Genomic DNA, 10,072 nt, shown 5'->3' with positions numbered 1-10,072 from the left:
AACGGTTACAGATCGGCCAGCAGGATTTTTGAGCGGCGCTGATAGTTATACAACGCCTGTTTCTGCATTGGCAGAACGTCTACTTCCGCTGGTGTAAAGCCACGTTCCTGGAACCAGTGGATGCTGCGGGTGGTCAACACAAACAGTTTCTGTAAGCCCATCAGCCGCGCCTGGCTTTCTACCCTTTGCAACAGGATTTCGCCACGCGACGAGCTGCGATAGTCTGGGTGGACGGCCACACAGGCCATTTCGCCGATTTTCTCTTCGGGGAACGGATAGAGTGCTGCACAGGCAATTGTCAGGTTATCGCGCTCGATGATCGTGAACTTATCGATTTCCATTTCCAGTTGTTCCCGTGAACGGCGTACCAGAATGCCTTGTTGCTCCAGTGGGCGAATCAGCTCGAGTATGCCACCGATATCGTTGATCGTCGCTCGGCGCACCTGTTCAGCACTTTCCATAACGATCTGAGTACCGATACCATCGCGTGAGAACAGCTCCTGCACCAGCGCTCCGTCTTCCTGATAGCTGATCAAGTGGCTGCGCCTTACCCCACTGCGGCAGGCTTTGACCGCACCACGCAGAAAACGCACGGTGCCGGAATAGTAATCGCCGTTTGCTTCCAGTTGTTCAATGCGCTTTTGTGCATCGTTGGGGAACAGCTCGGGCGAGATTTGCCCTTCCGCATCTGTTACCCCTTGCGATGAGCAGAAGCCGATCATTTTTTCTGCTTTTAATTTGATAGCCAACTGAGTCGCAACTTCTTCCGACGTCAGATTGAAGCTTTCGCCGGTAACGGAAACGGCCACCGGGCCAATCAGCACAATGGCATTGCTGTCGAGCTGGCGATGAATAGCTTCTTCGTCGATGCGCCGAATACGGCCACTGTGGCAGTAGTCGACGCCATCATCCACGCCAAGCGGTTGGGCAATGATAAAGTTGCCACTTACCACGTTGATGTGTGCCCCTTGCAGTGGCGTATTGTTCAGGCTCATAGAAAGCCTGGCAGTAATATCCAATTGCAGCAGACCTGCAGCCTGTTTGACCCACTCAAGCGTTTTCGCGTCGGTGACGCGGGTATGTTTATGATAAACCGGTTGGTGATTGTGCAGTGCCAGGTTGCTGTCAATCTGTGGCCGTGCGCCATACACCACCACCAAACGGATCCCCAGGCTATGCAAGAGCCCGATATCGTTGACGATACTGGAGAAATTCTCGTGTTCGATGGCTTCACCACCTAGCATGATGACAAACGTCTTGCCACGGTGAGCATTAATATAGGGAACTGAGTGACGGAATCCTTGGACCAGCTCTGTGCTACGTTCCTTCACGGCAAAACCTCTTTTGCATATTTATACGGTATTTTCGTATTTTTATTCTATTGTTGCTCTGATGGCAAGCAGGAATTTACGTTGCGATCTTGGTTAACCCAGTTAATTCATTAATAAATTGAAAAAACATAAAAAGATTTCCTGATGACAGTCCCAATAGGATTGGTTAAAGTTTTTGTCATTCTCACTTTTTGGTGTTTTTAAATCTCGATACCTCATCGATTTTCAGTTGCAGCCAACCCCCAGCAGCTTGAAAGATGAACGGGTATGTTACTGCTGGAGCCGCATGTCTAACGCTAACCACAATCCGGGTCGCCGTCGTTTGTTACAGGGGGTTGCCGCAACCTGGTTGCTGAGCGTGAGCTCTGTAGGTTTAGCTGCCGCTTCGCACGTGATTGCCGTGCGTATCTGGCCTTCTTCGACCTATACCCGTGTGACGTTGGAATCCAACGTACCGCTGAAGTACAAGCAGTTTGCGCTTTCCAATCCCGATCGTATTGTGATCGACATCGAAGATGTTCACCTCAACAGCGTGCTGAAAGGGCTCGCCGGGCAGGTGCGCAAGGATGATCCCTACCTGAAGCAGGCACGTGTCGGCCAGTTCGATAAAAACACCATCAGGTTGGTGCTGGAGCTTAAGCAGAGCGTCAGCCCGAATATGTTTACCTTGGCTCCGGTGGCTGAATACCGTAATCGGCTGGTGGTGGATCTTTACCCGACCAAAGGGGGCAGCGGCGAGGAATATGATCCGTTGCTGGCGTTGCTGGAAGATTACAACAAAGGGGATCTGGAGCGATCGTTACCCGCAGAAGCGCCGCAGGCCGGTAAAGCAGGGCGCGATCGACCCGTGGTCATCATGCTGGATCCCGGGCACGGCGGTGAGGACCCAGGGGCTATTGGTAAAAATAAAACACGGGAAAAGGACGTGGTGTTGCAGATTGCGCGCCGCTTGAGTGCGCTTATCAAGCGTGAACCGAACATGAAAGTGTTTATGACGCGTAACGACGATGTGTTTATCCCGCTGAAGGTGCGAGTGGCAAAAGCGCGTAAGCAGCGTGCCGATCTGTTTGTCTCTATCCATGCGGATGCATTTACTAACCGTTCGGCGCGGGGTTCTTCGGTTTTTGCACTCTCGACTAAAGGTGCAACCAGCAATACGGCCAAATTTCTGGCACAGACCCAAAACGCCGCTGATGAGATTGGTGGCGTCAGTAAGAGCGGTGACCGCTATCTGGATCACACTATGTTTGATTTGCTGCAAACCGCGACTATCAATGACAGCCTGAAATTCGGGAAGGAAGTGCTTAGCCGAATGGGTAAAATCAACCCGTTGCACAAAAAGAGGGTCGATCAGGCCGGTTTTGCCGTGTTAAGGGCTCCAGACATCCCGTCAATCCTGGTTGAAACGGCGTTTATCAGTAATATTGAGGAAGAACGCAAATTACGCACCAGCCATTTTCAGCAGCAGATTGCGGAATCTATTCTGGCGGGGATTAAGGCCTATTTCGCCAACGGTGGGGCATTGGCACATCAGTAAACGGCAGGGCTACCGGATTTCAGATACAAAAAAACACCCGTTAAGGTGCTTGTTCGTTCTTATCAAGATTGGTTGCGGAGGCCGGATTTGAACCGACGACCTTCGGGTTATGAGCCCGACGAGCTACCAGGCTGCTCCACCCCGCGTCCGTCTTGATACTGATATTATCGAACCCACTTTCATTTGATACTGCTGGTACAGCATCAGTTGGTTGCGGGGGCCGGATTTGAACCGACGACCTTCGGGTTATGAGCCCGACGAGCTACCAGGCTGCTCCACCCCGCGTCCGTATAGTACCTGTTTTTCTATCGAATCCAACCTTTTATCTGATACTGCTGGTACAGTATCGGTTGGTTGCGGAGGCCGGATTTGAACCGACGACCTTCGGGTTATGAGCCCGACGAGCTACCAGGCTGCTCCACCCCGCGTCCGATGGAAGCGCACTATACTCTCCATGTATTTTGTTGCAAACCCTTTTTGCAAATAATCCCTGTAAAGCCATTTTTATGCTGAATTAGCCCTCAAATTGTGTTTTTTTTAATCATAACCATCGAAGGGGGAATTTTTGGCAGCAAAGATTCCTTTCATTGAGGCTGTTTGTTATCGTTCGCTGCAGAACATATCAGCTTGAGAGAGCATGCGATGAAAGGACGTTGGGGCAAATATCTACTGGGTGGATTAGTGATTGCCATACTGGCAGGGTGTTCATCAAAACCGACCGACCATGGGCAGCAGTATAAGGATGGTCGTTTGGATCAGCCGCTGGAGTTGGTGAACCAGCCCAATGCCAGAGGTGTTCCGGTTAACGGCCAGGATTACTCCGAACAATTGATGCAGATTAAGAATGCCTCGCCGGGTCTCTTTAGCCGCAATAACACGACTTACCAAGCGGTGCAAAGCTGGATGGCGTCTGGTGCAGATACGCGTCAACTGAGTCAGTTCGGCCTCAGCGCTTATCAGATGGAAGGTGTGGATAACTACGGTAACGTTCAGTTTACCGGCTATTACACCCCGGTTTTGCAGGCTCGTTATACCCAGCAGGGGGAGTTCCGCTATCCGCTGTACCGGGTGCCTAACAAAGGCAAACGCCGTTTGCCCGATCGTGCCGCTATCTACTCTGGGGCGCTCGACAGCCGTTACATTATCGCTTACACCAATTCGCTGATGGATAACTTTATGATGGAAGTCCAGGGCAGCGGTTATGTTGATTTCGGTAACGGCCAGCCATTGGTGTTCTTTAGCTACAGCGGCAAGAATGGCCATGCTTATCGCAGTATCGGCAAAGTGTTGATCGATCGCGGTGAGGTGGCTAAGGCAGATATGTCGATGCAGGCGATCCGTCAATGGGCGGAGAACCATAGCGAAGCAGAAGTGCGTGAACTCTTGGAACAGAACCCTTCCTTCGTGTTCTTCCACCCGCAACATTTTGCTCCGGTGAAGGGGGCCAGTGCCGTGCCGCTGGTTGCCAAAGCCTCGGTAGCCTCCGATCGTTCGTTGATCCCGGCAGGTACCACATTGTTGGCGGAAGTCCCGTTGCTGGACAATGTGGGTAAATTCACGGGAAAATACGAAATGCGTCTGATGGTCGCCCTGGATGTGGGCGGCGCGATCAAAGGCCAGCACTTTGATATGTATCAGGGTATCGGCCCAGAGGCGGGGCATGCGGCAGGTTACTACAACCACTATGGGCGCGTATGGGTGCTGAAAGGGGCTAACAGCGAGATGCCATTATTCAGTGCTTACCAACCGCAATCTGGCTCTGGCAGTTCCCAGTTCGCGACCCGCTAAACTGCAGCCGATTTGACCCACAGGGGCCGGATCTTCCGGCCCTTACTGTTTGCAAGATTAAGGTAATGAAAGCGAGATGAAGACACCCTATTCAGAGGCCTATTTACAGCGTTTTGGTGGCACTGCGCGTTTATACGGGCAATCTGCGCTGGCGTTGTTTGCCCAGGCGCACGTGTGTGTGATTGGCATCGGCGGAGTAGGATCCTGGGCGGCAGAGGCACTGGCAAGAACCGGTATTGGTGCCATTACCTTGATTGATATGGATGATGTTTGTGTCACCAACACCAATCGTCAGATCCACGCGTTACGCCAGCATGTTGGCCAGTCAAAAACCGAGGTCATGGCGGAGCGTATTCTGGCGATCAACCCGGAATGCCGGGTAACCTGCGTGGATGACTTTATTACGCCGGATAATGTCGCTGAACTGTTGAACCACAATTTCAGCTATGTGATTGATGCTATTGATAGCGTGCGGCCAAAAGCGGCGCTGTTGGCTTACTGCCGCCGCTTTAAAATTCCTGTGGTAACTACCGGTGGTGCCGGTGGCCAGATCGATCCGACGCGGATTGAAGTGGTGGATCTGGCCAAGACCATCCAGGATCCATTGGCGGCGAAACTGCGTGAAAGGTTGAAAAACGATTTCAACGTGGTGAAAAACAGCAAAGGCAAACTGGGGATTGATTGCGTGTTTTCCAGTGAGCCGCTGGTTTACCCGCAGCCGGATGGCTCAGTATGTGCGTCTCGTAGCACGGCAGAAGGGCCGAAAAAGATGGATTGCAGCGCAGGTTTTGGTGCTGCAACCATGGTCACTGCCACCTTCGGTTTTGTTGCCGTTTCTCATGCACTGAAGAAGATGTTGGCGAAAGCAGCGCGTCAGGCGTAGCGTGCTGCAATGTTTTTGATGGCCGCTGCCAGCGCTGCCAAGCCGCTGGCGCGGGTGGCGCTGAGCTGAGTGCGCAGCGCCAGCCGATCAAACAGCACCAGCGGATCGTCCGCCAGGATCTGCTGTGGCGTTTTACCTTCCACGGCGGTCAGCAGGATCGCCAGCAGCCCACGCACAATGCGGCCTTCACTGTCGCCATAGAAGTGCAATGCTCCGCTTTCTAACCGTTGGTGCCCCAGCCAGACGCGATTTTCGCAGCCGCTCAGTTCCATTTCCGCCAGCCGAAGTTCTGCAGGCAACGGCGGCAACTGTTTTGCCAGCATAATCAACTGGCGATAGCGATCTTCCCACTGCTTCAGTGGGTCAAATTTTGCTGTCAGCGTTTCGGCAGTAATTTCACGGCCAAAAGGATGAGGGGCGAGCAGGTTCATGTTATTCCGCCAGTAATTCGATGGCGCTTTCCAGCGCATTGACCAGAGCATCCACATCTTCTGGCTGATTGTAAGGGGCAAACGAGGCGCGCAATGTGCCGCTAACCCCTAGGGCGGCGATCAACGGTTGGGCGCAATGCTGGCCCGCACGCAGCGCGATGCCTTGCTCTGCCAGCAGGGTAACGATGTCGCTATGGTGAACCCCCGCAATGTCAAACGCCAATAGGCTGGAGCCGGAACAGCGGAAACTACGGAACCCGGGTAATTGAGCCAAGCGCTGCTCGGCACTGTGCGCCAGATCGCGGCTGTATTGTTCCGCTGCTACCATATCCTGGCCGTTCATCCAATCCAGTGCCGCAGCTAAACCGAGTACTCCGGCGATATTGGGTGTGCCCGCTTCAAAACAGTGTGGCGGTTTCTGTGCGGTAAAACCGCTGAAAGAAGCCTGGGTCAGCATTTTACCGCCCCCCTGCCAAGGGCGCATTTCCGCTAAGAGCGCTGCTTTACTGTACAGTGCGCCGATGCCTGTCGGGCCATAGAGCTTATGCCCGGAGAAGGCGTAAAAATCGATATCAAGCTGCTGAACATCCGCCGGGCAGTGCACGATGCCCTGTGCACCGTCGATCATCACCACGGCCCCGGCAGCGTGCGCCAGTTCAATAGCCACAGCCAAGTCAGGGCAACCTCCGGTGACATTGGACATTTGCCCCAGCGCCAAAATCCGGGTTTTCTCATTGAGTAGGGCGGGGAGTAATGTCAGATCCGGCAATCGATCGTGGCCCAGCGGCAATTTAACGACCTGAGCACCGGTTTGCTCCGCCACCATCAGCCAAGGGATCAGGTTAGCGTGGTGTTCGGCTTCGCTAACCAGGATCTGATCGCCCGGTTGCAGACGCGGGCGGGCATAACTTTGTGCCACCAGATTGATTGCTTCGGTGGTGCCGCGTGTCCAAACGATATCGTCTGCTTGCGGAGCATTGATCAGTGTTGCCACCTGTTGGCGTGCCCGTTCGAAACGGGCCGTTAGATCCTGTGCCGCCCGGTGCTGGCTGCGGTGGACGGTGGCCGCCTCTGCGCTGTAGAACTGCTGCGTGGCGTCGATCACCGCTTGCGGCTTCAACGCGGTCGCAGCGCTGTCGAGATAAATGCCAGGCTGTTTGAGGGCCGGAAACTGACGGCGGAAATCGGTGGGGTTGAAAGGTGTCATAAGCAGGTTATCACTGGCTTCATTAGCCCCTGATCCTGTCCTATTTTTTCCGCTGAGACAAGTTTCCTGAAGGCTTCATGATGAAAAGAATGCGGTATTGGCGGCAAAAAAAAGCACCGCAAATCTTGCGGTGCTGCATAAAATCACTATGGACAGACAGGGTAAATATACAGAAAGTGAAAAACAGTAGCTTAGCTACCAGGTCCGGAATGCCAGACAATTTGCAAACACAACATCACAACCCTAGAGCCAAAAGTTCATCGGCGTTTTTGACACCCAATTCCTTTTCGTTCCGGCTCAGGAATTGTCGCCACTATAGGTATTTACTGGCGTGGGCTCAACGGACAATTTATAATGGCTCGGATTAAAAAAACTAATGGAAATGGTTCGCTCTGGTGAACCCTCCGCTCTGTCTGAGCTCTTATGCGAAAGCATTTGGATAATTCATGTCTAAACGTTTACCCCCTCTCAACGCGCTGCGGGTTTTTGATGCTGCGGCTCGTCATCTGAGCTTTACCAAAGCAGCGGAAGAGTTGTTTGTGACCCAGGCGGCAGTGAGCCACCAGATCAAATCGCTAGAGGATTTCCTTGGGTTGAAGCTGTTTCGGCGGCGCAACCGTTCGCTGTTGCTGACCGAGGAGGGGCAAAGTTATTACCTCGATATCAAAGAGATTTTTTCTGCGATCAATGAAGCGACACGCAAGCTCCAGGCCCGTAGCGCCAAGGGGGCTTTGACGGTAAGCCTGCCCCCCAGCTTTGCCATTCAGTGGTTGGTGCCACGTCTTTCTGGCTTTAATTCGGCTTATCCGGGGATCGATGTGCGTATACAGGCGATTGATCGTGAAGAGGATAAGTTGGCGGATGATGTTGACGTTGCGATTTTCTATGGCCGTGGTAATTGGCCGGGAGTGCGTGCCGAACGCTTATATGCGGAGTATCTGCTGCCGGTCTGCTCACCGACGCTGCTGACCGGCGAGCATGCACTGAAAATGCCAGACGATCTGGCTTATCATACGCTTCTGCACGATACTTCACGCCGTGACTGGCTGGCATATACCCGGCAGTTGGGGCTACAGCATATTAACGTGCAGCAAGGACCAATTTTCAGCCACAGCGCCATGGTGGTGCAAGCTGCGGTACATGGCCAGGGTATTGCGCTGGTCAACAACGTAATGGCGCAAACCGAAATCGAAGCTGGGCGTTTGGTATGCCCGTTCAACGACGTGCTGGTAAGTAAAAATGCTTTTTATCTGGTATGTCATGACAGCCAGGCAGAACTGGGTAAAATAGCCGCCTTTCGTCAATGGATCTTGACGCGCGCAGCCAGCGAACAGGAAAAATTCCGTTTTCGCTATGAACAGTAAGGCCGATTAACCTGCATAAGGTGAATAACGATGAGTAGTCGTTCTATGCTGATTTTTGCCGCTATCAGTGGTTTTTTATTTGTTGCTCTGGGGGCATTTGGTGCACATGTCCTGAGTAATACGTTAGGGGCCAACGAAATGGCCTGGATACGCACCGGCCTTGAGTATCAGGGGTTCCACACTTTGGCCATTCTGGCTTTGGCGATTGCGATGCAGAACCGGGTCAGTGTGTGGTTTTACTGGAGTGGGGCGCTGCTGGCGTTAGGTATTCTGTTGTTCAGCGGCAGTCTGTATTGCCTGGCGCTGTCGCACCTGAAGTTCTGGGTTTATCTCACACCGATTGGGGGGATGTTTTTTCTCGTCGGTTGGGTATTGATGTTGATTGGCGCTTTGCGTCTGAGGAAAAAGGCCGAGCGCCATGAATAAGATTGCGTTGTACTGCCGCCCCGGCTTTGAAAAAGAGTGTGCGGCGGAAATTACCGACAAAGCCTCTCAATTGGAAATATTCGGCTTTGCGCGAGTTAAAGAGAACAGCGGTTACGTGCTGTTTGAATGCTATCAGCCGGACGATGCCGATCGTTTGGCTAAAGAAATCGTGTTTCGTGAGCTGATTTTTGCTCGCCAGATGATCGTCGTCGGTGAGTTGCTGCGTGACTTGCCGCCGGAGGATCGGGTGTCGCCCATCGTTGGGATGCTGATGGGCGTAGTCGATCGCGGTGGTGAACTGCGGGTGGAAGTACCCGACACTAACGAAAGCAAAGAGCTGATGAAGTTCTGCCGCAAACTGACGGTGCCGCTGCGCGCCGCTATGCGCGAGCAAAAGGTGCTGATGGCGCGTGAGAATCCGAGCCGCCCGGTGGTGCATGTATTCTTTATCGCTCCAGGCTGTTGCTATGTTGGTTATTCCTACAGCAATAACAATTCGCCATTTTATATGGGGATCCCGCGTCTGAAGTTCCCAGCGGATGCGCCGAGCCGTTCCACGCTGAAGCTCGAAGAGGCTTTTCACGTGTTTATTCCTGCCGACGAGTGGGATGAGCGTTTGGCCAGCGGCATGCATGCGGTCGATCTGGGGGCTTGCCCTGGCGGTTGGACCTATCAGCTGGTAAAACGCAGTATGATGGTGCATTCGGTCGATAATGGGCCGATGGCCCCGAGCCTGATGGAAACCGGACAGGTTACTCATCATCGCGCTGATGGTTTTAAATTTGAGCCGACTAGCAGCAAAATCTACTGGTTGGTGTGCGATATGGTGGAAAAACCCGCGCGTGTCACTAGCCTGATGATTAACTGGTTGCTCAAAGGCTGGTGCCGCGAAGCGATCTTCAACCTGAAGCTGCCGATGAAGAAGCGCTATGAAGAGGTTGCTCTGAATCTGCAGAGTATCCGCGAAGCCTTGGCAGCAGCGGATATTAGTGCAGAAGTTCACGCCAAGCAGTTGTATCACGATCGTGAAGAGATCACGGTACACGTGCGCCGTATGTGGTCAGCCATTCCTGGCCGCCGCGACGAGCGCTAATCGCACTTCCTT

The 10,072-nt window shown here is 53.1% G+C and carries 9 protein-coding genes and 3 tRNA genes; 6 read left to right on the top strand and 6 right to left on the bottom strand.

What is annotated here, in order from left to right:
• Window positions 1–5 precede the first annotated feature (5 nt).
• Window positions 6–1,331, bottom strand: coding sequence for an amino-acid N-acetyltransferase (gene argA, locus IV04_RS12090; protein WP_037403710.1), 1,326 nt, complete (start codon window positions 1,329–1,331; stop codon window positions 6–8).
• Window positions 1,332–1,617: 286 nt separating this feature from the next.
• On the opposite strand from argA, the gene amiC reads away from it, so the two are divergent.
• Entirely contained in the window at window positions 1,618–2,868 is a 1,251-nt protein-coding gene (amiC, locus tag IV04_RS12085; RefSeq protein ID WP_037403711.1) for an N-acetylmuramoyl-L-alanine amidase AmiC, read from the top strand.
• Between the two features lie 69 nt (window positions 2,869–2,937).
• On the opposite strand, the gene IV04_RS12080 is transcribed toward amiC, so the two are convergent.
• The 3 genes from IV04_RS12080 to IV04_RS12070 all read right to left on the bottom strand — a co-directional run bounded on the left by IV04_RS12080 (window position 2,938) and on the right by IV04_RS12070 (window position 3,296).
• A tRNA-Met gene (locus IV04_RS12080) sits at window positions 2,938–3,014 on the bottom strand.
• Window positions 3,015–3,076: 62 nt separating this feature from the next.
• Window positions 3,077–3,153, bottom strand: a tRNA-Met gene (locus IV04_RS12075).
• Window positions 3,154–3,219: 66 nt separating this feature from the next.
• Window positions 3,220–3,296 (bottom strand) — tRNA-Met (locus IV04_RS12070).
• A gap of 214 nt (window positions 3,297–3,510) precedes the next feature.
• Here IV04_RS12070 and mltA point away from each other — a divergent pair.
• Window positions 3,511–4,656, top strand: coding sequence for a murein transglycosylase A (gene mltA, locus IV04_RS12065; RefSeq protein WP_037403712.1), 1,146 nt, complete (start codon window positions 3,511–3,513; stop codon window positions 4,654–4,656).
• A 76-nt stretch (window positions 4,657–4,732) separates the two neighbouring features.
• A complete protein-coding gene (tcdA, locus tag IV04_RS12060; RefSeq protein WP_037403713.1) occupies window positions 4,733–5,539 on the top strand; it encodes a tRNA cyclic N6-threonylcarbamoyladenosine(37) synthase TcdA in 807 nt (268 codons plus the stop codon).
• Here tcdA and csdE read toward each other — a convergent pair.
• Entirely contained in the window at window positions 5,530–5,964 is a 435-nt protein-coding gene (gene csdE / locus IV04_RS12055) for a cysteine desulfurase sulfur acceptor subunit CsdE (protein WP_037403803.1), read from the bottom strand. The genes tcdA and csdE overlap by 10 nt on opposite strands.
• 7 nt (window positions 5,965–5,971) lie before the next feature.
• Window positions 5,972–7,177: a cysteine desulfurase CsdA gene (gene csdA, locus IV04_RS12050; RefSeq protein WP_037403714.1), complete on the bottom strand. Its 1,206-nt coding sequence runs from the start codon at window positions 7,175–7,177 to the stop codon at window positions 5,972–5,974.
• Window positions 7,178–7,623: 446 nt separating this feature from the next.
• Here csdA and IV04_RS12045 point away from each other — a divergent pair, with 446 nt between their 5' ends.
• Genes IV04_RS12045 through rlmM form a run of 3 tightly spaced genes read left to right on the top strand, consistent with a single transcriptional unit; the run spans window position 7,624 to window position 10,060 of the window.
• Complete coding sequence (locus IV04_RS12045; RefSeq protein ID WP_037403715.1) at window positions 7,624–8,541, top strand: transcriptional regulator GcvA; 918 nt, start codon at window positions 7,624–7,626, stop codon at window positions 8,539–8,541.
• Window positions 8,542–8,571: 30 nt separating this feature from the next.
• On the top strand, window positions 8,572–8,967 hold the full coding sequence (locus tag IV04_RS12040) for a DUF423 domain-containing protein (protein ID WP_152562870.1): 396 nt from the start codon (window positions 8,572–8,574) through the stop codon (window positions 8,965–8,967).
• Entirely contained in the window at window positions 8,960–10,060 is a 1,101-nt protein-coding gene (rlmM, locus tag IV04_RS12035) for a 23S rRNA (cytidine(2498)-2'-O)-methyltransferase RlmM (RefSeq protein ID WP_037403719.1), read from the top strand. Before IV04_RS12040 ends, rlmM begins: the two co-directional genes overlap by 8 nt.
• The last annotated feature ends 12 nt before the right edge of the window (window positions 10,061–10,072 follow it).

Source organism: Serratia sp. Ag1 (assembly GCF_000743355.1).
In the GTDB taxonomy this organism is placed as follows: Bacteria; Pseudomonadota; Gammaproteobacteria; order Enterobacterales; family Enterobacteriaceae; genus Chania.
Note: the sequence above shows the minus strand (reverse complement) of the source record. Positions and strands in the feature narration are given on the sequence as shown.